This is a genomic window from Panacagrimonas sp., assembly GCF_965216805.1.
GTDB lineage: Bacteria > Pseudomonadota > Gammaproteobacteria > Nevskiales > Nevskiaceae > Panacagrimonas.
Genome location: NZ_CBDCGN010000002.1, coordinates 2249991 through 2273356 on the forward strand (window position 1 = coordinate 2249991; position 23366 = coordinate 2273356).

23 protein-coding genes are annotated in these 23366 nt (G+C 66.3%); 14 read left to right on the top strand and 9 right to left on the bottom strand.

From position 1 onward, the window contains the following. Positions 1-5 precede the first annotated feature (5 nt). From ACOOHP_RS10730 to ACOOHP_RS10745, 4 genes are all read left to right on the top strand, one after another. On the top strand, positions 6-1175 hold the full coding sequence (locus ACOOHP_RS10730; protein ID WP_420466415.1) for an acetyl-CoA acetyltransferase: 1170 nt from the start codon (positions 6-8) through the stop codon (positions 1173-1175). Between the two features lie 5 nt (positions 1176-1180). Next, a complete protein-coding gene (locus tag ACOOHP_RS10735) occupies positions 1181-1582 on the top strand; it encodes a Zn-ribbon domain-containing OB-fold protein (protein ID WP_420466416.1) in 402 nt (133 codons plus the stop codon). Between the two features lie 13 nt (positions 1583-1595). Beyond that, positions 1596-2786 carry a CaiB/BaiF CoA transferase family protein gene (locus ACOOHP_RS10740; protein WP_420466417.1) on the top strand — a complete coding sequence of 397 codons (1191 nt, stop codon included), beginning with the start codon at positions 1596-1598 and terminating at the stop codon, positions 2784-2786. Between the two features lie 66 nt (positions 2787-2852). Beyond that, positions 2853-3668, top strand: a complete 816-nt coding sequence (locus tag ACOOHP_RS10745) for an NUDIX hydrolase (protein WP_420466418.1) — start codon at positions 2853-2855, stop codon at positions 3666-3668. Between the two features lie 22 nt (positions 3669-3690). Here the strand turns inward: ACOOHP_RS10745 and ACOOHP_RS10750 are convergent, their stop codons facing one another. Both ACOOHP_RS10750 and ACOOHP_RS10755 read right to left on the bottom strand, forming a co-directional pair. Then, entirely contained in the window at positions 3691-4488 is a 798-nt protein-coding gene (locus tag ACOOHP_RS10750) for an SDR family NAD(P)-dependent oxidoreductase (RefSeq protein ID WP_420466419.1), read from the bottom strand. Between the two features lie 32 nt (positions 4489-4520). Continuing rightward, positions 4521-5306 (bottom strand): enoyl-CoA hydratase-related protein, encoded by a 786-nt coding sequence (locus ACOOHP_RS10755; RefSeq protein ID WP_420466420.1) that lies wholly within the window; start codon positions 5304-5306, stop codon positions 4521-4523. Between the two features lie 130 nt (positions 5307-5436). Here ACOOHP_RS10755 and ACOOHP_RS10760 point away from each other — a divergent pair, with 130 nt between their 5' ends. The 4 genes from ACOOHP_RS10760 to ACOOHP_RS10775 all read left to right on the top strand — a co-directional run bounded on the left by ACOOHP_RS10760 (position 5437) and on the right by ACOOHP_RS10775 (position 9395). Beyond that, on the top strand, positions 5437-6603 hold the full coding sequence (locus tag ACOOHP_RS10760; protein ID WP_420466421.1) for an acyl-CoA dehydrogenase family protein: 1167 nt from the start codon (positions 5437-5439) through the stop codon (positions 6601-6603). Beyond that, the gene (locus ACOOHP_RS10765; RefSeq protein WP_420466422.1) at positions 6600-7370 is read left to right on the top strand and encodes an enoyl-CoA hydratase/isomerase family protein; all 771 of its coding nucleotides are present in this window, start codon (positions 6600-6602) and stop codon (positions 7368-7370) included. The genes ACOOHP_RS10760 and ACOOHP_RS10765 overlap by 4 nt, the downstream gene beginning before the upstream one ends. Positions 7371-7404: 34 nt before the next feature. Continuing rightward, the gene (locus tag ACOOHP_RS10770; RefSeq protein ID WP_420466423.1) at positions 7405-8577 is read left to right on the top strand and encodes an acyl-CoA dehydrogenase family protein; all 1173 of its coding nucleotides are present in this window, start codon (positions 7405-7407) and stop codon (positions 8575-8577) included. An 86-nt stretch (positions 8578-8663) separates the two neighbouring features. Continuing rightward, the gene (locus ACOOHP_RS10775; RefSeq protein WP_420466424.1) at positions 8664-9395 is read left to right on the top strand and encodes a hypothetical protein; all 732 of its coding nucleotides are present in this window, start codon (positions 8664-8666) and stop codon (positions 9393-9395) included. A 24-nt stretch (positions 9396-9419) separates the two neighbouring features. Here the strand turns inward: ACOOHP_RS10775 and ACOOHP_RS10780 are convergent, their stop codons facing one another. Then, entirely contained in the window at positions 9420-10136 is a 717-nt protein-coding gene (locus tag ACOOHP_RS10780) for a nitroreductase (protein WP_420466425.1), read from the bottom strand. Positions 10137-10185: 49 nt separating this feature from the next. Then, on the bottom strand, positions 10186-11736 hold the full coding sequence (locus ACOOHP_RS10785; RefSeq protein WP_420466426.1) for a long-chain-fatty-acid--CoA ligase: 1551 nt from the start codon (positions 11734-11736) through the stop codon (positions 10186-10188). Between the two features lie 121 nt (positions 11737-11857). Here ACOOHP_RS10785 and ACOOHP_RS10790 point away from each other — a divergent pair, with 121 nt between their 5' ends. Genes ACOOHP_RS10790 through ACOOHP_RS10815 form a run of 6 tightly spaced genes read left to right on the top strand, consistent with a single transcriptional unit; the run spans position 11858 to position 18621 of the window. After that, a complete protein-coding gene (locus ACOOHP_RS10790) occupies positions 11858-12349 on the top strand; it encodes a PaaI family thioesterase (RefSeq protein ID WP_420466427.1) in 492 nt (163 codons plus the stop codon). Further along, positions 12346-14160 carry an AMP-binding protein gene (locus ACOOHP_RS10795; protein WP_420466428.1) on the top strand — a complete coding sequence of 605 codons (1815 nt, stop codon included), beginning with the start codon at positions 12346-12348 and terminating at the stop codon, positions 14158-14160. Before ACOOHP_RS10790 ends, ACOOHP_RS10795 begins: the two co-directional genes overlap by 4 nt. Then, positions 14157-15122 carry an AAA family ATPase gene (locus tag ACOOHP_RS10800; RefSeq protein ID WP_420466429.1) on the top strand — a complete coding sequence of 322 codons (966 nt, stop codon included), beginning with the start codon at positions 14157-14159 and terminating at the stop codon, positions 15120-15122. The genes ACOOHP_RS10795 and ACOOHP_RS10800 overlap by 4 nt, the downstream gene beginning before the upstream one ends. Continuing rightward, positions 15106-16494 carry a VWA domain-containing protein gene (locus ACOOHP_RS10805; protein ID WP_420466430.1) on the top strand — a complete coding sequence of 463 codons (1389 nt, stop codon included), beginning with the start codon at positions 15106-15108 and terminating at the stop codon, positions 16492-16494. The genes ACOOHP_RS10800 and ACOOHP_RS10805 overlap by 17 nt, the downstream gene beginning before the upstream one ends. A gap of 24 nt (positions 16495-16518) precedes the next feature. After that, on the top strand, positions 16519-17412 hold the full coding sequence (locus tag ACOOHP_RS10810; protein WP_420466431.1) for an acyl-CoA thioesterase: 894 nt from the start codon (positions 16519-16521) through the stop codon (positions 17410-17412). A 12-nt stretch (positions 17413-17424) separates the two neighbouring features. Next, entirely contained in the window at positions 17425-18621 is a 1197-nt protein-coding gene (locus ACOOHP_RS10815; RefSeq protein WP_420466432.1) for an alpha/beta hydrolase family protein, read from the top strand. Positions 18622-18678: 57 nt separating this feature from the next. Here ACOOHP_RS10815 and ACOOHP_RS10820 read toward each other — a convergent pair whose 3' ends face one another. From ACOOHP_RS10820 to ACOOHP_RS10840, 5 genes are all read right to left on the bottom strand, one after another. Beyond that, complete coding sequence (locus ACOOHP_RS10820; protein WP_420466433.1) at positions 18679-19899, bottom strand: CaiB/BaiF CoA transferase family protein; 1221 nt, start codon at positions 19897-19899, stop codon at positions 18679-18681. Then, entirely contained in the window at positions 19899-21062 is a 1164-nt protein-coding gene (locus tag ACOOHP_RS10825; protein ID WP_420466434.1) for an acyl-CoA dehydrogenase family protein, read from the bottom strand. Before ACOOHP_RS10825 ends, ACOOHP_RS10820 begins: the two co-directional genes overlap by 1 nt. Before the next feature lie 135 nt (positions 21063-21197). Continuing rightward, the gene (locus tag ACOOHP_RS10830; RefSeq protein WP_420466435.1) at positions 21198-21998 is read right to left on the bottom strand and encodes an enoyl-CoA hydratase/isomerase family protein; all 801 of its coding nucleotides are present in this window, start codon (positions 21996-21998) and stop codon (positions 21198-21200) included. Positions 21999-22047: 49 nt separating this feature from the next. Further along, positions 22048-22479: a PaaI family thioesterase gene (locus ACOOHP_RS10835; protein ID WP_420466436.1), complete on the bottom strand. Its 432-nt coding sequence runs from the start codon at positions 22477-22479 to the stop codon at positions 22048-22050. Positions 22480-22507: 28 nt separating this feature from the next. Next, positions 22508-23365 (bottom strand): MaoC/PaaZ C-terminal domain-containing protein, encoded by an 858-nt coding sequence (locus ACOOHP_RS10840; RefSeq protein ID WP_420466437.1) that lies wholly within the window; start codon positions 23363-23365, stop codon positions 22508-22510. Between the last annotated feature and the right edge of the window lies 1 nt (position 23366).

The window sequence follows — 23366 nt, forward strand, 5'->3', positions numbered from 1 at the left end:
CCAACATGAAGAAACGCGAAGCGGTCATCGTCGGCGTCGCCGACGTTCCCCTGCAAAACGGCAAGGTGACAGAGTCACTCTCGGTGCTGCAGGTCCAGGCGCGCGCGGCGCGCGACGCCCTGAACGACGCCGGTCTGTCGATGCGCGATGTCGACGGCCTGCTGACGGCCGGCATGTGGGGCGTGCCCGGCCCCGGACAGTTGCCAACGCTGACCCTGGCCGAATACTTCGGCATCACGCCGCGCTACATGGATGCCACCAACATCGGCGGCTCGGCGTTCGAGGCCTTCGTGGCGCACGCGGCAACGGCGATTGAAGCAGGCCGCTGCGATGTGGCATTGATCACCTACGGCAGCACCCAGAAGAGTGAGAAGAGCCGCAACCTCGCGGGCCGCCCGTCGGTGCTGACCATGCAGTACGAAACGCCCTGGGGCATGCCGACGCCCGTCGGCGGCTATGCCATGGCCGCAATGCGCCACATGCACGAATACGGCACCACGTCCACGCACCTGGCCGAAATCGCGGTCGCGACGCGCAAGTGGGCGCAGCGCAACCCGGCCGCGACGATGCGCGACCCGCTGACCATCGACGACGTGTTCGCCAGCCCGATGATCTCGGACCCGCTGCACCTGCTGGATGCCTGTCTGGTCACCGACGGCGGCGGCGCCATCGTCATGACCACGGCCGAGCACGCCAGGGCACTCGGCCGCCCGCCGGTCTACGTGCGGGGCTACGGCGAGTCGAACACGCACTGGACGATGTCCGGAATGCCCGACCTCGCGCGCCTGACGGCGGCGGAAATTGCCGGACGCGAGGCGTTCCGCATGGCCGGCATCAGCCATGATGCAATCGACGTCGCGCAGATCTACGACTCGTTCACCATCACCGTGCTGCTGACTCTGGAGGCGCTGGGCTTCTGCAAGCGCGGCGAAGGCGGGGCCTTCGTCTCCGGTCAGCGCACCGCCCCCGGCGGCGCCTTTCCGCTCAACACCAGCGGCGGCGGCCTGTCCTGCTGCCACCCCGGCATGCTCGGCATTTTCCTGCTGATCGAGGCGGTGCGGCAGCTGCGCGGCGAGTGCGGCGAACGCCAGGTGCAGAACGCGCGCACCGCGCTGGTCCACGGCACCGGCGGCACGCTATCCAGCGGCGCCACCTGCATCCTTTCGCAGAGCTGAAAACCATGTACGAAAAACCCCTGCCGGTCATTGACCCCGAAAGCCAGCCCTACTGGGACGCCCTGAAACAGCATCGGCTGCTGCTCAAGCGCTGCCGCGCCTGCCAGCGCAGCCATCACTATCCGCGCGAACTGTGCCCGCACTGCCATTCCGACGACCTGGAATGGTTGCAGGCCGCCGGCACCGGCCGCATTTACAGCTACACGGTCGCGCGGCGCCCGGCAGGCCCCGCGTTCAAGGCCGACACGCCCTATGTTGTTGCCCTGGTCGAACTCGATGAGGGCGTGCGCCTGATGACCAACATCGTCACGGCGGACGTGGAGTCCGTGCGCATCGACCAGCGGGTCACGGTGCAGTTCGACGATGTGACGCCGGACGTGACCCTGCCCAAGTTCCGGCTGGTCTGATTCCAGCACCGCCATGAACGACATTTCGGGTTCTCCGGAGTCTCCTGCTTCCGGTTGGCAGCCGCTGGCCGGCCTGCGTGTGCTGGATTTCTCGCTGCTGCTGCCGGGGCCGTTCGCGACCGTGACCTTGGCCGACCTCGGCGCCGAGGTCATCAAGATCGAGCCGCTGACCGGCGACTTCGCGCGGCGCATGGCCGGCCCGATGTTCGCGATGGCCAACCGCAACAAGCAGATCCTCGCGCTCGATCTGAAAAATCCGGCGACGCGACCCTTGATCGAACGCCTCGCGCGATGGGCAGATCTGGTCGTGGAAGGCTTTCGCCCCGGCGTCGCCGCGCGCCTGAAGGTGGATCACTCTTGCCTGTCGGCGCTGAACCCGCGCCTGATCTATTGCTCGATCTCCGGCTACGGCCAGGATGGGCCCGCACGCGATGCACCCGGCCATGACCTGAACTACATCGCCGCCTCCGGTGGACTGATGTTCGCAGGGCACTGGAGCGGCGCACCGCGTCGCTCCGGCATGCCGGTTGCGGACCTGGCGGGCGCCAGCTTCGCGATCATCGCCATGCTCGCCGCGCTGCACGAGCGCAACCGTACCGGCAAAGGGGTGTACCTCGACCTGGCCCTGGCCGACGCCGCGTTCGCCTTCACCGCCGCACGCCACGGACTGGAAGCAGAGACATCTTCGCGAGCGCACCTCTATCCGACCAACGACGTGTTCGAGACCAGCGACGGCCGCGCGCTCACCTTGGGCATCATCGAACCGCAGTTCTGGCAGGGCTTCGTCGCCGCCACCGCCGATCTTGCGCCCGACTTCGCTGCGCCCGCCTGGGCCGAGGAAACGGGTCGCTTGGCCGATGGCGACGCCCTGCACGCTCGCATCGCCGCCGTCATGCGCACCCGCAGTTCCAGCGAATGGCTGCAACGCCTGGCGCGCCACGACGTGCCGGCGCAGCTCGTGCTGTCACCCGCCGAGGCCGCGCGCGCGCCGCAGACCCGCGCGCGCGAACTGGTGATGGAGCACCAGGGTCAGCGCCACCTGCCCTTTCCGGTGCGCGCCGACCACCGCCGCGGTGCGCGCTTTGATCGCGTGGCCGGCCCCGTCGGTGCCGATGCCGACCAGGTTCTGCTCGGTGTGGGCCTTGCGGCTAAGGAGATCGACGCGCTGCGGACCGCAGGCGCGCTCGCCGCGGCACCGGGCTGATACGGCCGACCGGCCCGCTGCCCCGCTCTCTTCCTAAAAATCTTTCCCCACTTTCGAGACTTCTCCATGTCTTCTGCAACTCCAAGTGCCACCAGCACGACCCGCCTCGCCGCCACCATCCTGATGCTGCGCGACGGCGCCGAGGGCCTGGAGGTCTTCATGGTTGTGCGTCACCACGAGATCGACTTCGCGGCCGGCGCCCTGGTCTTCCCCGGCGGCAAGCTCGCGGCGGGCGATGAAGATCCGCGCGTGCGCCTGCGCTGCACCGGCATCGCGGGCCTGGCACCCGAGCAGATCACCCTGCGCGTCGCCGCGATCCGCGAGGCCTTCGAGGAGTGCGGCGTGCTGCTCGCGCGTGCACGCGGCGAGCAGCGCCTGCTCGGCCCTGCCCGCCTGGCCGTACTCGGGCCACGCTACCGCAAGGCGCTGGACAAGGGCGACCTCGGCATCGCCGACATGCTCGAGACCGAAGACCTCGAACTGGCCTGCGAAGAACTGGTGCCCTTTGCGCACTGGATCACGCCGGCCTTCATGCCCAAGCGTTTCGACACGCACTTCTATCTCGCCGTGGCGCCGGCCGAACAGCTCGCGGTACATGACGGCACTGAACTGGTGGACTCGCTATGGCTGCGTCCCGCGCACGCCCTGTCGCAGGCCGCGGCCGGTCTCCACACCCTGGTGCCGGCGACCGAACTCAATGTGAAGAAGCTCGGCTTCTCCAATAGCGTCGGTGCCGCTCTCCGGGCCACGCGTGCGCAACCGGTCGTCACGGTGGTGCCGGAAGTCGTCAAGAAGCCGCAGGGCATGCGGCTGGTCATTCCAGCCGAGGCCGGTTACGGCGTCACGGAATTCGCACTACCCCAGGCGCCGCGCAAAACCTGACGCAGCCGAGCACGCCGTCTCTTCAGCCCGGCGTGCTCAGACCGCCGTTGACGCTGAGTGTCTGCCCGGTGATCGCGGCGGACTGCGGCCCGGCGAAAAATGCCGCCGCGTTGGCAATGTCCCGGCAGGTGACGTCGAACAGCATGCGCTTGCGCAGGTTCTCCAGCATGCCGCCCTTGCCCTTATCGGCCATCAGGGCAGCAGACCCGGCACCCCAGCGCGGGATGGCGTCCGAGATGAAACTCATCGCCACGACGTTGATGCGAATCTTCTCGCGGCCGAACTCTCGCGCAAGCACGCGACACATCTGCATCATGCCGCTGGTCGAACCTCCCAACACGGATTCACCCACCGTCGCCACGCGACCAGCGTCGGTGCCGATCATGACCATGCTGCCGCCACCGGCATCGCGCAGATGCGGCTGCATGGCGCGAATCGCGTACACCCGCGAGAGAAAATGCGCGCGCAGATACTGGTCGTAGTGCGCGAGATCCATGTCCTTGAACAGGCGGAACGAAGGCGAATCGTGGCTGGCACCCGCACCGCTGGCCACCAGCACGTCGATACGTCCGAAGCGCGCCGCGACGCGATCCGCCATGGCCTGCATCTGCCCGGCGTCGAACAGGTCCGCCGCTTCGAAACAGGCGCGGCCGCCCGCCGCTTCGATCTCCGCCACCACGGCCGCGCCCGCTTCCGCATTGCGACCGCTGACCACCACGGCGGCGCCCTGTTCGGCCAGCCGGATCGCGCAGGCGCGGCCGATGAATGCCGTCGCGCCCGTGACCACCGCCACCTTGTCTTTCAGTTCCAGGGTGTTCATCCGCATCTCCTCTCGGCGGGCGACGAGCCGTTTCAGCGGAAAGGGCTGAAGTCGGGCTTGCGCTTCGCGAGGAAGGCCGCAGCGCCTTCGGCCTGCTCGCCGGTGCGGAAGTAGTCGGGGGCAATCTCCGTGAGCATGTCGTTCATATCGCGCTGCATGATCGGCTCCATCTGGTAGTAGAACGAGCGCTTGAGAATCTTCAGACAGGTGGGGCTGACCGCGAGCAGTTCGTCTGCCCACTTGCGCACTTCCGCGTCGAGCTGCGCCATCGGCACCACGGCGTTGGCGAGGCCCCATTCCAGGGCCTGCGCGGCGGTGTAGCGGCGGCACAACATCCACAGCTCGCGCGCGCGCTTGTGGCCGAGCACATTGGCAGCGTGGCTGACGATATAACCGCCCGCCGGCGAGCCGACGCGCGGACCGTTCTGGCCGAAGATGGCGTGATCGGCGGCGATGGTGAAGTCGCAGAAGTACGCGATGTGATGTCCGCCCCCGATCGCGTAACCATTGACCCTGGCGATGACGGGCTTCAGGCACTCCGCGATCTGTCGGTTGAAGACGAAATTCAGGTCCTCCAGCCCGCTCTTGCCATCGCCATTGCCCTTCTCCCAATTGATGTCGCCACCGACGCAGAACGCGCGCTCGCCAGTGCCGGTGAGCACGATGACGCCGACATCGCGGTCGTTGGTTGCCCTATCCATCAGCTCCTGCATCTGCTTGATGGTGTCGCCTGTAAAGGCGTTGAGCGTCTTGGGGCGATTGAGGGTGATCGTGGCAACGTAGTTGTCCACGCTGTACTGCACTTCGGCTTCCGACACGGCTGTGCTCCTAGAGGGTGCGTTGAGATGGGACGCGCGCCGGGCAGCGCATCAGGTCATGCAGCCGGCGTGCAAATCGAACATATGTTAGTTAGATTATACGACACTCAGAAGCCACCGCGAGCCCCCCATGAACTTCGAGTTAAACGATGAACAGGCCGAACTGCGCAACGCCGCGCGGCGTCTGGCGCAGGACCGGTTCAGGGACAAGGCGGCCCGCTGGGACCGCGACCAGGAATTCCCGGAGGAGAACAAGCATCTCATGGCTGAGCTCGGCTACCTGGGCCTGTCCATCGACCGCGAATACGGCGGCAGCGGCGCGGGGCTGGTCAGCACCTATCTGGTGGTCGAGGAAATCGCCAAGGTCGACATGCTCACCGCCCTGATCGTGCACGACCAGAATGTGTCGCCGCGCATCATCGCCAACCACGCGCCGGCTGCGCTGCGCGCGCGACTGCTGCCGAAAGTCGTCAGGGGCGAACTGGAAATCAGCATCGCCTGGACCGAGCCGCAGGCCGGCTCCGACGGCACCGCCATCCGCACCACCGCCACGCGCGACAGCGACCACTACATCGTCAACGGCCAGAAGATCTTCACCACCTTTGGCGACCGCGCCGACATGCACTTGGTGTACGCGCGCTTCGCGCCCGGCACCGACGCGCGTGGCATCGGGACGATTCTCGTCGAGCGCGACCGACCCGGCGTCACCGTGCACCGGCTGGAGAACAAGATGGGCGTGCGCGGCGCCTCGGAGTGCGAGCTGTTCTTCGACCAGGTGCGTGTGCCGGCCAGCAATGTCGTCACGCTTGGTGAGGCCGGGCATTCGCGCGCCTTCGTGCAGCCGCTGAACATCTACAACGGTACCCGTGTGGGCATGGGCGTGATGGCCCTGGGCGTCGCCGAAGGCGCCTTCGATCTGGCCCGCGACTACATGATGGTGCGCGAGCAGTTCGGCCAGAAGCTCTGCGAGATGCAGGGCCTGCGCTGGATGATGGCCGACATGCTCATCGAGATCGAAGCCGCGCGCTGCCTCTGCTACAAGGCGCTGGCGCTGGTCGATGCCGGCCGGCCCGATCCCTGCCTGTCGTCGATCGCCAAGGTGCAGGCCACCGAGATGGCGCAGAAGGTCACGCTGCAGTGCCAGCAGATGTTCGGCGGCTACGGCTACTTCGGGGCGCTGCCGCTGGAGCGCATGGTGCGCGACGTGCGCATGCTGACCATCACCGGCGGCACCACGCAGACGCAGAAGAATCTCATCGCCAGCCACATCTTCAGAGCACAGGGAGCAGCTTCATGACCGTTCGCCTCGAACGCACAGGCGCCATCGCGCGCATCGTCCTCGACCGCCCCGATGCGCTCAACGCGCTGAACGGCGAGATGAAGGATCGCATTGGCGATTTGGCCCTGGAACTCCAGCGCGATACCGATGTGCGCTGCGTGGTGCTGTGCGGCACCGGACGCGCGTTCTGCTCGGGTTCCGACATCGGCACGATGACCGGATTCGATGTCCGTGCCGGCCGTGCGCGCCTGCAGCAGGCGCATCGGTTCATCCTCGGCATCGCCAACCTCGACAAGCCCGTCATCGCGGCGGTGCGCGGCGCCACCGTCGGCGTCGGCTTCAGCCTTGCGCTGGCCAGCGATCTGGTGGTCGCCTCCGACACCGCGCGCTTCGGCCTGGTGTTCAAGAAGGTCGGCCTGGCACCGGACGGCGGGATGGCCTACTTCCTGACGCACGCTGTCGGTGCGCGCCGCGCCAGGGAGCTGATGCTGTCCGCGCGCCTGTTCGATGCCAAAGAAGCACAGTCGCTGGGTCTGGTCGCCGAAGTCGTGGACGACGCCAGGCTGGACGCGCGCGCGATGGAACTGGCCGAAGAGATGGCTTCGTCGGCGACCTTTGCGCTGGCCATGGGCAAGCGCATGTTCCACGCCGCCGCCAGGCCCAGTCTCGAAGAATTCCTGGAACTGGAATCGCACATCCAGACCGAAGTACTGCAGACCCAGGACCACCGCGAGGGCGTGGCCGCCTATCGCGAAAAGCGCAAGCCCCTGTTCCACGGCCGTTGATACGGTTCACGATTGCCACGTCACTGGAGTGACCATGTTTCAACTCGACCCCGAACTCGAATCCTTTCGTCAGGAAGCCCGCAAGATGGCCGAACGGGCCTTTGCAGCCAAGGCCGCCTACTGGGACGAAGAGGAAATCTACCCCACCGAAAACCTCAAGCTGCTGGCCGAGCTGGGTTATCTCGGGCTGGTGATACCGGAGGAATACGGCGGCTCCGGCGCGCCCATCATCCAGGGCACCATCCTGCTCGAAGAGATTGCGCGGGTCTGCTTCAACACCGCGCTGGTGGCACAGGTAGGCATCAACGGTCCGTCGCGGGCGATCACCATTCTGGCCAACGAGGAACAGAAGAAGCGCTGGCTGCCGGGCTGCGTCAGCGGCGAGAACATCTTCGGCATCGGCATCAGCGAGCCGGGGGCCGGCTCGGCGATGACCGACATGATCACCAGTGCCACGCCCGACGGCGATCACATCATCCTCAACGGCCAGAAGTGCTTCTGCACCGGCGGCCACGTGGCGACGCACATCCTGGTGTTCGCGCGCTGGGGCAAGACCCAGGGGCCGCGCGGCATCGGCGCGCTGGTGGTGGAAAAGGGCACGCCAGGCTTCGAGATCGGCCATCCCGGTCCGAAGATGGGCGGGCGTGGTGTGGCGGAAGTGGAGCTGTTCTTCGATCACTGCCGGGTGCCGGTGGAGAACCTGATCATGGCCGGCGACCCGAACTCCACGCGCAGCTTCAAGCGCCTGATGAGTTCCTTCGGCCCCGAGCGCGTCGGCAATGCCGCGATGTGCCTGGGCGTAGCACAGGGTGCCTACGAACTGGCGCGCAGCTATTCGCTGGAGCGCAAGCAGTTCGGCAAGCCGATCTGTGAATTCCAGGGCATCCAGTGGAAGATCGCGGACATGGCCACGCAGATCCATGCCGCGCGCCTGATGATCTATCGCGCCGCAACGAATCTGGTGGACGGTTTTCCAGACCCGCTGGAAGCGGCCTACGCCAAGCTCTACGCCAACGAGATGGTGCAGCGCGTGACCAACGAAGCGCTGCAGATTCACGGCCATTACGGCTTCACGCGCGAGTTCCCGCTGGAACGCATGGTGCGCGACTCGCGTGGCTTCTCGCTTGGCGGCGGCACCACGGAGATCCTGCGCAACACCATCGCGGCCATGGTCTACGGCAGAGCCTTCGATCAGCGGAAAGGCTAGTTACTCAGTTCGCAGAGAATCTTCCAGTCAACGACCAGCTCCTGTCGCACGCAAGTTCATCCACTCGTTTTTATGAGCGCACACCCATGATGATGAAAACCACCCGCTTCGCGGCTCTGATCCTGATGGCATCGGCGACCGTGTCCGCCAACCCGCCACCGCGGGACGCACCGCCTTCGGTCGCGGCCTACCTGGACCAGGTTGCCGCGATTGAAAAGCCGGGGCCGAGGACGTCGCTGGAACCCGTGTACAACGCGGCTCTCGCCGCACAGAACGATCTGATGACCATCACCAAGGATCAGGCCTGGATCGAGTACCTGTCGGATGCCGAGTTCGCCGACCTGCGATCCCGCCTGAAAGGCTTCGTGCTCAGCCGCGGACTCGACATCTTTGCCGACCCTGACCCCAAGTTCTTCCGCGCCTTAGCCGAGAAGCGTGGCGAACCGGCCGACCTGGCGTTCTTCACCCTGATGGAAAAATCCATCGCGCCGGACTACCTGCCGATCTATGTCAAACCGCAGGGTCGCGGCGTGTGCGTACGCTACGGCGAAGACCTGATCGCGCCGTATTACGCCAGCTGGCTCGAGTACCAGCGTCAGTCGCCCGGGCGCTACAAGGACAAAGTCACGGAATCACTGGCGAACGTCGAGGACGCCATCAGTCTCGGTACCTGCGCCTGTGGTGAGATCCAGAGTGTGCAACACGAGCTAAGCGGATTCTTGAACCGGTTCCCGACCGCACCGGTGAACAACAAGATTCGCGACCGCATCGAGCAACTGGACAAGGACCCCTGGAAGCTGCCGGTGCGCTGCACCTGAAGCGTTTCGGATACCTGTTGCAGGTCAGCCCAGCGGCCGCTCGATAAACCGCGCAAACCCGGCTACGGGTTCGCGCTCCGTCACCAGACGGTTGGCGATGTGCGCGTTGTCGGCGTAGCCCAGTGCCATGCCGCAGACCAGCATCTCTTCCGGGGGCATGGCGATGTGCCGCGCGATGATGCCGTGGAAAGGTGTGAACGCCGCCTGCGGGCAGGTATCCAGCCCCCGGCCGCGCGCCGCGACCATGATGTTCTGCAGGAACATGCCGTAATCCATCCAGCTTCCACGCGCCAGACTGCGGTCAATGGTGAACATCAGGCCGACCGGGGCATCGAAGAAGCGATAGTTGCGCGCATGCTGCGCATGCATGCCCTGCTTGTCCTGCTTGCCGATGCCGAGCAGGCCGTACAGATCCCAACCCACCTTGCGACGCCGGTCGATGAACGGCGACTTCCACTCGGTCGGGTAGTAGTCGTACTCGTCACGATGGGTATGCACCCAGTCGGGCTGGTCGAAGGCGTCGAGGATTTCGCGGCTCAGGGCATCCCGCGCGGCACCGCTCAGAACGTAGACTTTCCACGGCTGCGTGTTGGTGCCCGAGGGTGCGCGCGCGGCGACCTGCAACAAGTGTTCGATCACCTCGCGGGAAACCGGCTGGTCCGTGAACGCGCGGACCGAGCGGCGGCTTTCTATGGCGCGGTCGACCGCATGCCCGTCGGGAAAATCGAAACCATCACTCATGACGCATCCAGATGAAAAGCGCAGGCCACGCGCCCAATCGTCGCGCCGATCAATTGACGGACTTGCTGCGACCCGCCCAGTACGGCTTGCGCAGGTCGGTCTTGAGGATCTTCCCGGCGCCACTGACCGGCAGCGGCTCCTGGCGAAGTTCGACGCTGCGCGGCACCTTGTAGCCGGCGATCAGCGTGCGGCAGTGGGCGATGATCTCTTCGCCGGTCACGGTGGCACCATCTTTGGGCACCACCACGGCGAGTACCGCCTCGCCCCATTGCTCGCTGGGAATACCGATGACCGCGCATTCCTGTACGGCCGGATGCTGGTAGATGGCCCCTTCCACCTCGACGCTGAAGATGTTCTCGCCGCCGCTGATGATCATGTCCTTGGCGCGATCAACCAGGAAGATGAAACCATCGGGGTCCATGTAGCCCAGGTCACCGGTGTGCAGCCAGCCGTTGCGCAGTGTCTGCCGGCTCTGCTCTTCCAGTCCCCAGTAGCCGCGCATCACATTCGGGCCGCGGGCGCAGATCTCGCCGACCGTGCCGCGCGGCACCTCCACGTCGTCCTCGTTCATGACCAGAACTTCGACGCCGTAGGCCGGCCGGCCCGCGCTGGTGAGCTTGGTGCCACCCGCAACATGGAACTTGGCCTCCAGAAAGCTTACCAACGGGGCCGCCTCGGTCTGGCCATAGCCCTGCGTGAAGCCGACGCCGGGCAGCGCCGCCATCGCCCGCAGGAGCACTGCCTCCGGCATCGGTGAAGCGCCGTACAACATGCGCCGCAGGCTGGAGACGTCATGCTCCGCAATCTTCCCGGAGCTGACCAGCAGATTGATCATGGTCGGCACCAGCACCGTGTGGGTCACGCGTTCGCGGGCGACGGTGGTGAGCACATCATCCACGTCGAAGCGTGGGATGGCGACATGGGTGCCCCCCGCCATGGTCACGGCGAAGGTATTGGCCATGTCGGCCAAGTGGAACATCGGCGCCGCGTGCAGGTAGATGGCGGTGTCGTCGTAATGCAGCGCCGGAATCACGTTCAGGGCATTGAACACCACGTTGTCGTGCGTGAGCATCACGCCCTTGGACTTGCCGGTGGTGCCGCCGGTGTAGAACAGGCCGGCCAGCGCGCCGCCGCCGACATTGGCGTCGGCCACGGGCGCGTGATCGGCAATCAGGGCTTCGTAAGACAGGCAGCCCTCGGGCAGCGCCCCATCGCCCATGAACACGACGTGCTTGACCGTTTTCATCAATGGACGCAGCGCCGGCAACATTGCTGCGAAGGCATCGTCCACGAACAGCACGGCACTGGCGGAGTCGTCGAGCGTGTAGGCGATCTCTGGCGGCGCCAGGCGAATGTTCACCGGGTTGGCGGCCGCACCGATCCAGGCCACCGCGTAAAAATACTCGACGTAGCGGTCGCTGTTCAGTGCCAGCACCGCCACGCGATCTTCAGAGCCCACCCCAAGCGACTTCAGGGCAGCGCCCAACCGGGCAATACGCTGCTCGAACTGAGCCCAGGTCTGGCGACGATTGCCGCAGATCGTGGCGGTATCGTTGGCGCGGATCTGCACCGCGCGCCGCAGGGTCTGAGTGATGTACACGGGGTTCTCCTTCGAAGGACTTGACTGCAGCCTCGCGAGACAGTGCTTCGCGGGTGCTTGCGACGATTGTCTAACGGATGTTAGTTTGATTAAGAACCCGTGACAAGAGCTTCACCCGACCATGTCTGGCCCCGATCATCCACTTAAAACGCCGTTTGCGCCCGCACCTCAGCGCTTCGAACCGGGCGCTCTCCTGGCAGACGCAAAAGCCTGGGACCAGACGCCTTTTTTCAGCTGGATGGGCATGCGTGTGCTCGACGCCGCAGACGGCCGCGGGCGCCTGGTGCTGGACGTGCAGGAGCATCATCGCGGTGGCGGCGGAACCATGGCGGTCAATGGTGGTGTGCTGGCCTACATGCTCGACGCCGTGGTCGGCCTGGCAGTGCATTCCAGCAATCCGCCGGACACCGTGGGCCAGGTCACGCTTAGCCTCAACGTGGAGTATCTCGCGCCGATGATGGTCGCGACCCAGGTCGTCGGAGAAGGCGAGGTCGTGCGCCGAGGCGGTAGCCTCGCCTTCGTCGACGGGCGCCTGTATGCCGACGACGGCAGCGTGGCCTGCAGGGCGCACGCGGTGCTGCGCGTCTTCCGCCGCCGCGCTCGAATCGCATGACCCAACAGAACCTGCATATGGCGGCGAAGTTCACCGCCACCGCGAAAGCGATCCCGGACTATCCCTGCCTGATCCAGGGCCAGCAGCGCCTGAGCTGGCGGCAGGTGGACGAGCGCAACAACCGCATGGCCAACGCACTGCTCGAAGCGGCCGCCCTGCAGCGCGGGGATCGCGTCGCGGTGATGGAACGCAACTCGCCGGCCTACATCGAGAGCTACCTGGCGGCGATGAAGCTGGCGCTGGTGCCGTGCAACGTCAACTACAAGTACCGGTCGGAAGAACTGCTGTACCTGCTCGAAGACTCCGGCGCAGCCGTGCTGGTGATCAACGAAGATTTCCTGCCGACCTTCGAGCCGATCGCCGCACAGTGCCCGCGGCTGAAACTGGTCGTGGTGATCGGACCCTCGGCGCAGGCCGCGCTGCCCACCGGGCGCAGGGCCTACGCGGCCTGCCTTGCCCACGGCGCGGCCACGCCGCCAAAGCTGTCCTGGGCCGCGCCGAACAACGACGACCTCCTGTTCCTGCTCTACACCGGCGGCACCACCGGCTTTCCCAAGGGCGTGATGTGGGACACCACGGTGTACCGCGAGATGCACCGTCTGCTGGGGCCCATGGTGCGCGGCATCATTGATCGTCTGCCGCGCGCACCGGCGTCCATGTTCCGGTCGCGCACCGGGCACGAGAACGCGATTTCCCGCTTCATGCAATCGCCGGTGTTCCGCTGGCTGATCGCACGCGAACCCGTGCGCGAAGCGCTGGGTCGATATGCCGAGCGCTCGTTCCGCGAGCGTGCCAGCGGGCCGCTCGATGTAGCCGCCCGAAAGGCCCGGGCGATGCGCCGCTTTCCCAATCCCACCCTGGTGGCCTGTCCGCTGATGCACGGCACCGGCTGGCTCACCGCGATGAACACGCTCACCGCCGGCGACGCGGTGATCTTCCTCGAAGGCACGAGGTTCGATGCCGCAGAGGTCTGGCGCACCGTCGAACGCGAGAAGGTCTGCACCATCATCATCGTCGGCGACGCTTTTGCCGTGCCGCTGCTGGAAGAACTGGAGCGCCATCCCTACGACACCGCGTCGATGCTGATGATGAACAGCTCCGGCGTGGTGTGGTCGCCCAAGGTCAAGCAGGGTCTGCTGAAGAAGATCCCGCAGCTCATCATCGTCGACTCGCTCGGTGCCTCCGACGGCCTGGGCCGCTCGGAACCGATCACCGCGCAGGAGGGCGAGATCAAGCCCATGCGCTTTCGTCTGTCCTCGCACATGAAGGTGTTCGACGACCAGGATCGCGAGGTCGTGCCCGGCTCCGGGATCACCGGCCAGCTCGCGATCTGCGGACTGATTCCGCGCGGCTACTGGCGCGACGAGGCCAAGACCGCGAAGATTTTCCGCACCATCAACGGCGTGCGTTACTCGATCTTCGGCGACGTCTGCACGGTCGAAGCGGATGGCTCGCTGACCCTGCTAGGCCGCGGCTCGGGCGTGATCAACACCGGCGGCGAAAAGGTGTTCCCGGAAGAAGTGGAGAACGTGATCCATGACCAGCCAGGCGTCGCCGACTGCGTCGTGGTGGGCGCTCCCGACGCCCGTTACGGCCAGGTGATCGCCGCGCTGATCGAGTTCCATCCGGGCCGCAGCGGCTCGCTGGACGACATCGCCCATCAATGCTCAGCGCGCCTGGCCAACTACAAGAAGCCCCGCCACCTGTTCGTGGTGGACAAGATTCCGCGCAAGGACAACGGCAAGATGGAATACGCGCGTGCGCGGGAAATCGTCGCCGAGCGCATCCAGCAACTCACCCCCTCCGCATGAAAACCCTGCATGCCCCGACCTACACCTGCCCCGAGGATTTTCTCTCCGGCCTGACAACGCAGCAATACATCGCCAGCAAACGCATCGGCACGGCCGTGTACCTCGGCCTGCACCTGGAAAAGCCGCTGCTGGTCGAAGGCCCCGCCGGCGTCGGCAAGACCGAGTTGGCCAAGGCGCTGGCGTCCCTGCTCGAAGTGCCACTGGTGCGCATGCAGTGCTACGAGGGCCTGGACGAATCCAAGGCCCTGTACGAATGGAAGTACGGCAAGCAATTGCTCTACACGCAGATCCTGCGCGACAAGCTCGGCGAGCTGATGCAGGGCGCCGGCACGCTGGAAAAGGCCCTGGAGAAACTGCACGCGCACGACGACCTGTTCTACTCCGAGAGCTTCCTCGAACCGCGCCCCCTGCTGCGCGCCCTGCGCGAACCGGCGGGCTGCGTGCTGCTGGTGGACGAGATCGACAAGGCCGACCCGGAGTTCGAGGCCTTCCTGCTCGAACTGCTGTCCGACTACCAGATCTCGGTGCCGGAGCTCGGCACGGTGAGCGCCAAGGTGCGCCCGATCGTGCTGCTGACCAGCAACGGCGCGCGGGAGCTGTCCGACGCACTGCGCCGCCGCTGCCTGCACCTGCACATTCCTTATCCCGAGGCCGCGCTGGAACGGCAGATCGTTCAGACCCGCGTGCCCGAGCTGGCACCGTATCTGGCGACCAGCCTGGTCGCTTTCGTGCATGGCCTGCGCGCGCTGGACCTGAAGAAGCATCCCGCGGTCAGCGAGACGCTGGACTGGGCGCGCACGCTGGTGCTGCTCAACGCCGACGAACTCGGCGAAGACCTGGTGCGCGACACGCTCACCACCCTGCTCAAGCACGAGGAAGATGTCGCCACCGCGCTGGCCGCCCTGCCCCAGGTGATGCAGGCGACCCGCAACGCCGCGCAGGTTCATGCAGCGCGCGCTTGAGGAGTTCGTGCTGGCGCTGCGCGGCAGCGGCCTGGAGCCGGGGTTGTCGGAATGCGTGGACGCCTATCGCGCCGCCCGCATCGTCGGGCTGGACGATCGCGACCGCCTGCGCGAAGCCCTGGGCGCCACGCTGGCGAAGACCGAGCCGGGCCGCGCCATTTTCGACGACGTGTTCGAGCGCTACTTCTCGTTCACGATGTTCGGCGAGCGCTTGCCCGGTGCCCCCGAATCCGAGCCGGACGACGGCAATGACGCGGATACCGATGCCCCGCCGTCGCGCGAGACCCGGACACCCACCGACACCCTGCTGCGCATGATCGAAACCGCCGCCCGCGCGGGCCTGGCGGTGCGCCTGCGCGCTGCCGAGCAGCAGGTCGGCATCACCGGCGCCTGGCTGCCGACGCAGCGTGGCCTGTACACGCGGCGCATGCTGGAGGCCATGGGCGCCGGGGATCTGATCGCCGAAGAACACGCCCTGGCCGCCCAGCCCTCGCCGAGTGCGGCGACTGTTTCGCGCATCTCGCGCTTGAAAGCGGCGCGCGAGCGCCTGTTCGAGGAAGTGCGCGACCATGTTTCGCGTCGCCTGGTGCTGTACGGCAAGTCCGCCACCGAGAAGCTACGCGACACCACGCTGAGCACGCAGCGCCTGTCGAACATCGAGCGCCGCGACTTCGACCGCATGCTGCGCCTGATCCACAAGCTGGCGCGCCGACTGGCCACGCGACACGCCCTGCGCCAGCGCCGCCAGCGGCGCGGCGTGCTCGACGTGCGGCGCACCCTGGCGCGCAATGTCGCCTACGGTGGCGTGCTGTTCGAGACGCGCTGGAAGAACCGGCCCATCTCCAAACCCAAGGTCATCGCCATCTGCGACGTGTCGCGCTCGGTGGCGTCCTACGCGCGGTTTCTCCTGTTGCTGCTCTATGGCCTGCGCGACGTGTTGCCCGATGTGCGCAGCTTCGCGTTCACGCACCGGCTGGTGGATGTCTCCGGGCACTTCGACCGCGATCCGCCGCACATCGCCATCGAGCGCGTGCTCGACCAGGTGGGCGGCACCGGCACCAACTACGGCACCATGCTGCGCGACTTCGCGACGCAGGAACTGCCCAAGGTCGATCGACGCACCGCCGTCATCATTCTCGGCGACGGCCGCAACAATCGCGCCGAACCGGAAGTGGAGGTGATGCGCGAACTGCACAAGCGCGCGCGCCGCGTGGTCTGGCTCAACCCCGAGCCCCGCAGCTTCTGGGCCCTGGGCGACTCCGAAATGCCGCGCTATGCGCCCTGCTGCCACACCGTTCGCGAGTGCGGCACCCTGGTGCAACTCGAGCGCGCCGTGGACAACCTGCTGCGCAACACTGGCAGCAATGGCTGAATCCCAATTTCACACATGGATGCCATGACGCCTCCCTTCCCCACAACGGACGCGGTCGCGGAAGTGCTTGGCGTGCTCGATCTGCGGGCGCTCGGCAAGGACCGCTTCCGCGCGCAGCCGCGCGAATTCGGTCGCCGTCGCCTCTACGGCGGCCAGATCTTCGCGCAGACCGTCATGGCCGCGCAGCTCACCGTGGAGGATCGCGCACCCCACGCGCTGCACGCCTGCTTCCTGCTGCCGGGCACCCCGGACGATCCCGTCGACTTCGAGGTGGAGCGCCTGCGCGACGGCGGCGCCTTCTCGGCGCGGCGCGTCAATGCGCTGCAGAACGGGCGGGTGATCCTGAGCCTGATGGCCTCGTTCCATCGCAAAGAAGAAGGCTTCGAGCACCAGATCGAAATGCCCCCCGCGCCCGAGCCGGAGACACTGGCCAGTACCAGCAGCCTGCTCGCCGACTGGGTGCAGCAAACCGGCACGGTGCCGCACTCGATGCTGGAAGTCAGCATGACCCAGCGCATGGGCCTGGACGTGCATCCGCTGGAACCCGACAGCGTGTTCGGCGACAAGGTCCGCCCGCCGGAATACGCGCACTGGTTCCGCGTCTGCCGGACGGTGCCCGACGACCCCCGGCTGCACTACGCGCTGCTCGCCTTCGCCAGCGACCTGTGTTTTCTCGGCACCTCGCTGCGGCCGCACGGGGTGCCGTGGTACGTCCCCAGCATGCAGCCCTCCACGGTCGATCATTCGCTGTGGATCCACCGCCCGCTGCGGGCCGACGAATGGCTGCTCTACGTGATGGACTCACCCACCGCGCAGAACGCCCGGGGCTTCGTCCGCGGCGCCATCTACGATCGCGCCGGCCGGCTGGTGGCCTCCAGCGCCCAAGACGGGCTGATCCGCCCCCTGAAAGCCCGTTAAGGCCCTAAGCCCATGACCTCGACCACCGCTGCACGCCCCTGGTGGCAGTCCCTGCCTGCGGATTACTACCGGCATCCCTACGCCACCCTGCTCGACCGCAGCGACCCACTGAAGGTGCTTACGACTGCGGCCGTCGATCAGGTGGCGCGCACCGCCCTGGGCTCGGTGATGGCCCTGGCCCTGATGCGCAGCCTCGGCACGCCGCGCGCCCGCGCCATCGAGCGCGAGCGGCTCCGCTTCTATGCGCCGCTGGCCGACGCCGACGCTGACGCGGTCTACATCGCGCCGCCGGCCGTGCCGGTGCGGACGCGCAAGACCTCGGGCTGGGGTCTCGGCTTTGGCGAGGCGGTGTGCGAACGCCTGAGCTTCGACAGCCCCTTCGAGCCGCTCAATCCGGCGCTGCGCGCGGATTACGCCCGCAACGAACGCAACCGCCGCGCCACCGCGCTGTACATCCGCCGGCCGATGGGCAAGCCGCGACCGACGCTGATCTTCGTGCATGGCTACCTGCTCGACGATCCGCGTGTGAACAGCCGTGCGTTCTGCCTGCCGTGGCTGTTCCGCATGGGCTACGACGTGCTGCTGCCCAGCCTCCCCTTCCATGGGCCGCGCGCCGAGCGGCTGCACCCCTACAGCGGCTACGGGTTTTTCGGTGGCGGCCTGGCGCGCACCAATGAATCGATGTTGCAGGGGGTCAGCGACCTGCGGGTGTGGACGCAGGAGCTGTTGAGCCGCGGTGCACCGCAGGTGGGCATTTCCGGCCTGAGCCTGGGCGGCTACATGACCGCCATGCTGAGCACGGTCGAATCGCGCCTGGCGTTTGCGATTCCCAATTCGCCGGTGGTCGCGGCGGCTGACATGGCGATGGAATGGCAGCCCCTGGGCGCGCTCATGCGCCGCTCGGTGCTGACCGACGGCTGGACCTTTCCCGAGCTGCGGCAGAGCATGGCCCTGCACAGTCCGCTCAGCCGTCCACCCCGCCTGGATGCGGGGCGCCTGATGGTGATTGGTGGCGCGGGGGACCGCTTCACCTCACCGCGCTTCGTCAGCCTGCTGCACCAGCACTGGGCGGGCAGCGATGTGCACTGGTTTCCCGGAAATCACCTGCTGCATCTGCAACAGGGCCGGTATCTGCGGCTGATGAAGAAGTTCATGGACCGCAACGTGTATCCGAACGCCGCGGATCAGCCCCCGCCCGCCCCGCACTGATCCGCCTGCACCGGCCGCACTGCCGCGCAACACGACGCGGCAGTGCCGGGCCGCGATTCAGGGGGCGCGTGCGATGCCCTGCTCGATCATCGCGTCGACCTCGGTGCTGGAATATCCCAGCCCCAACAACACCTCGCGCGTGTGCTGGCCCAGGGTGGGGGCCGCCGCATGCACCGATCCCGGCGTGCGCGACAGCTTCACCGGAATGCCCAGCCCGCGCTGCCCGTTGTCGAACTCCACCACCATCTCGCGGTGCAGCGTGTGCGGGTGCTGCAAGACCTGCGGCAACTGGTTGACCGGCCCTGCCGGGATGCCGGCCTTCAGCAGGCCTTCGCACAGTTCTGCGGCATCCCGATCTGCCAACAGGGTTTCGATCGAGGCGCGCAGCGCAATACGATTGCGGTTGCGCTCGCCGTTGCTGGCATAGCGCGGGTCGGTGGCCAGCTCCGGGGCGCCCACGAACGCGCAGAACTTGCGGAACTGCCCGTCGTTGCCGATGCCCAGAAACACTTCGCCGCTGCGGGTCTCGAACTTGTCGTAGGGCACCACGTTGGGATGGCCGCTGCCCGCCAGCACCGGCACCTGGCCGTTGACGAACCAGTTGGCGGCGTGCGGATGCAGCAGGCCCACGGCGGTGTCGAACAGCGTGGCCTCGACAAACTGCCCCTGCCCGGACCGCTGCCGCTCGGCGAGCGCCAGCAGTATGCCGATCACCGCGTTCAGCCCGGTGGTCATGTCCACGATGGGAATGCCGATGCGCGTCGGGCCGCTGGCGGGGTCACCGTTGACGCTCATCAGCCCCCCCATGGCCTGGGCCACCGCGTCGTAGCCCGGCGCACCGCCCAGCGGACCATCGCCGCCGAAGCCGGACACGCGACAATGGATCAGTCGGGGGAAGCGTTCACGCAGCACGTCCTCGAAGCCCAGGCCCCACTTCTCCATCGTGCCGGTCTTGAAGTTCTCGACCAGCACGTCAGCATCGGCAAGCAGGCGCAAAACCGCCTCGCGGCCTTCGGGCCGCGAGAGATCCAGCACGATGTCCTGCTTGTTGCGATTGACGCCGAGAAAATACGAGGCCGTGCCCTCGACGAAAGGCGGTCCCCAGGTCCGGGTCTCGTCGCCCATCGGCGGCTCGACCTTGACCACACTGGCCCCGTGATCGGACAGGATCTGCGTGCAGTACGGCCCGCCCAGAACGCGTGACAGGTCAACCACCCGGATGCCGGTGAGCGCACCGCCGGGGGATTTTGGCGAAGCCTTGGGCGACAAGGTGGGCATCAGTACGAGCGCGGCAGGCCCATGACCTTTTCGCCGATGTAGTTGAGCACCATCTCGCGGTTCAGCGGCGCGGTGCGCAGCAGGCGCACCATCGGGTACAGATCGAAGATGCCGTATTCCTTGGTGAAACCGTTGCCACCGAAACATTGCAGCGATGCGTCCACCGCGTGGATGCCGGCCTCGGCTGCCGCGTACTTCGCCATATTGGCGAATTCGCCGGCAGGCAGGCGGTTGTCGAAGGCCCAGGCGGCCTTGTGCGTCATCAGCCCGGCCATCTCGATTTCGGAGTGGGCCACCGCCAGCGGATGCTGCAGACCCTGATAGGCGCCGATCGGCACCTTGTTGAACAGCTTGCGCTCGTTGGCATAGGCCACGGCCTTGCGCAGGGCGAAACGGCCCACGCCGACGCACAGCGCGGACAGGATGATGCGTTCGGGATTGAGCGTGTCGAACAGGATCTTGAAGCCTTCGTCGACGCTGCCCAGCGCGTCGGCCTCGGTCAGTTCCACGTCGTCGAAGAACACCTGCCACTGCGACTCCGGCATGGGGATGCTGACCGGAATCACCGTCTTGCTCACGCCCTTGGCGCGCATGTCGACGATGAACAGGGTGAAGCCGTCGGTCTTGCGGCTGACCTCGCCGTGCGGCTTGGTGCGGCTGACCACCAGGGCGTAATCGGCAGAATTGGCGTCGGTGATGTAGGTCTTCTGGCCATTGAGCTTGAAGCCCTTGCCGTCGCGCCGCGCAATGGACGTGATTTCCATGGTGTTGGATCCGGCGTCGGGCTCGGTGATGGCGAAGCAGAACTTGATCTCGCCGCGGCAGGCGGCCGGCAGATATTTCTGCTTCTGCTCTTCGGTGCCGTGCATGGCGATCAGCGCCAGCGACATGGTGGAATTGACCACCAGACTGAGCAGCGGAATGCCGTTATTGGACAGGCCCTCCATGAACAGGGCCATTTCCATCATGCCCTGGCCGGCACCGCCGTAAGCCTCCGGCACCATGAGCCCCAGAAAGCCATCGGATGCCACCTGGGCAAGCAATTCCTTGGGCGGCTCGTGCTTTTCCGCGTAGCTCATCCAGTAGCGGCGGTCGTACTGCTGCGAGACCTTGTCGCCATACTCCAGAATCATGCGCTGCTCGCTGCTCAGTTCAAAGTTCACGTTCGATAATCCTTCAGGAAAAATAGAGTCCGGCTCTCGACCCGCCGCCTGCACCAGACTGCGGTGCCCAATCCGGTGCAGGGATTGTTGGATTTGCGGCCGACCGCGACATGGCGCGCGGTCGGCCGCAACGCCTTACTGCGCGGAGGGGAATTTCGGGGCACGCTTCTCGCGCACGGCCTTCACCCCTTCGGGGGCATCCTCGCCGAGGAAGCAGAGCATCTCCATGGCCAGCGAGCTTTCGAAGATCGGGCGGGCCATGTTCATCCAGCCGTTGAGCGAACGCTTGGTCAGGCGGATCGCGCCCTGGCTGCCGGCGGCCAGCTTGTCCGCGACCGACAAGGCCTTCTCCATCAGCTGAGCGCGCGGCACGCAGGCACTGACCAGGCCGATGCGCTCGGCTTCCTTGCCGTCGATGAACTCGGCGGTGAGCAGGTAGTACTTGGCCTTGGCCATGCCGCAGAGCAGCGGCCAGATGATGGCCGCGTGATCGCCCGCGCCGACACCGAGCTTGACGTGACCGTCGGTGATCTTGGCCTCCTCGGCCATGATGCTGATGTCGGCGAGCATGGCAACCGCCAGACCGGCACCCACCGCAACACCGTTGATCGCGGAGATCACCACCTTCTCGCAATTCATGATGCTGTAGACCACTTCGGCGGCCTCCTGCATCACGACGCTGATCTCCTTGGGATTGCCGACCATGTTGCTGATCCATTCCAGATCGCCGCCGGCCGAGAAGGCGCGGTCGCCGGAGCCGGTGATGACCGCCACCTTGGTCTTGGCGTCGTCATGCACCACCTGCCAGATCTTGGTCAGTTCCCAGTGCAGGCGCGCATTGGTCGCGTTCATGACTTCGGGGCGGTTGATGGTGATGACGAGCACGCCGTTGGGGCGGTGTTCGAAGCTGAGGAACTGGAAGTCTTCGTAGGTCATGGCAATCTCAATGTTTCGTGTGGATGAATATGGGTACAGGGGAACAACTTCAGACGATGCGGTAGATCATCGAGCCGGTGGCCACAAGGCGACGCGCGTCGCTGTCTTCGACGATTTTCACGTCGCAGAAGATCAATTCCTTGCCGCGGCGGCGGACTTCGCCGGTGGCGAGGATGGCGGTGCCCATCGCGGCGCCGACAAAGTTCACGGTGAGCGTGACGGTCGAGGCTTTCATGCCGCGGGCGATGTCGTGGCCGGACCAAGCCGCCAGCGCGCCGGTAAGGTCGAGCATGCTGGAGATCACGCCGCCATGCAGCGCATTGCCGCCGCCGCACAGGTCCATGCGATGCGGCAGGCGCACCACGGCGCGGTCGGGCACGGTCTCCACGACCTCGATGCCCAGTACTTTCTGGAAGCCGATCTGCGGAAACATCTTGATCAGTTCGGCAATCTGCGGGGCGACTTCGGGTTGATCGGACACAGTAAAACTCCCGGATGGGTGACAGGGTTCAGGAATGAAGCTGCAGGCGGCCGTTGCCAAGCACGACCAGGTCGCGGGCCGCGACCCGGGTGCGGAATGACCACAACGTGCCGTCGCGCCAGATGTCGGTGGTCAGCGACTCGCCCGGATAGACCGGCGCGGTGAAGCGCGCATGCATCGAGGCGATGCGGCTGGCGTCGTAGTCCAGCGCCTTGACCAGTGCATGGCCCGCCACCCCGAAGGTGCACAGCCCGTGCAGGATGGGACGATCAAACTTGGCCGCGCGTGCCACCTTGGGGTCGGCGTGCAGCGGGTTGTCATCGCCCGACAGCCGATAGATCAGCGCCGCCTGCGGCAGGGTGTCGAGCGTAATCGACACATCCGGCTCGCGTGTCGGGATTTCATGCACCGGCGGCGTCGGGCCGGTCGGCGCGCCGATGCCGCCATCGCCACGGCAGAACGTGGTGTTGGGCAGGGTCGCCAGAAGCTCGCCGGTGGCGGCGTCGGTAAGGGTGCGTTCGGAGTAGACGAGGATGCCCTTGCCGGCCCCCTTGTCGACGATGCCCGTCACCCGCGTGCGGCCGATCAGTTCGCCTTCCGGCGGCGGCAGCTTGTGAATGATCAGACCCTGCTCGCCGTGAACGATGCGCACCCAGTCGACGCCGGTATCCGGTTTCTTCCACCAGAAGCCGGGATGCCCGAGCACCACCGGATAGGTCGGCAGCACCCGCAGGCCGTCTTCGTAGACGTAGCGCAGTTGCTGTTCGTCCATCGGGTCTGCGCCCAGCCCGATGCCCAGCGCATAGAGCATGGTGTCCTTGCGCGTGTACTTCTGCCGGACCTCCGGAATCGGATAGTGGAGCAGGTGCTGGTAGTCGACCGCCATG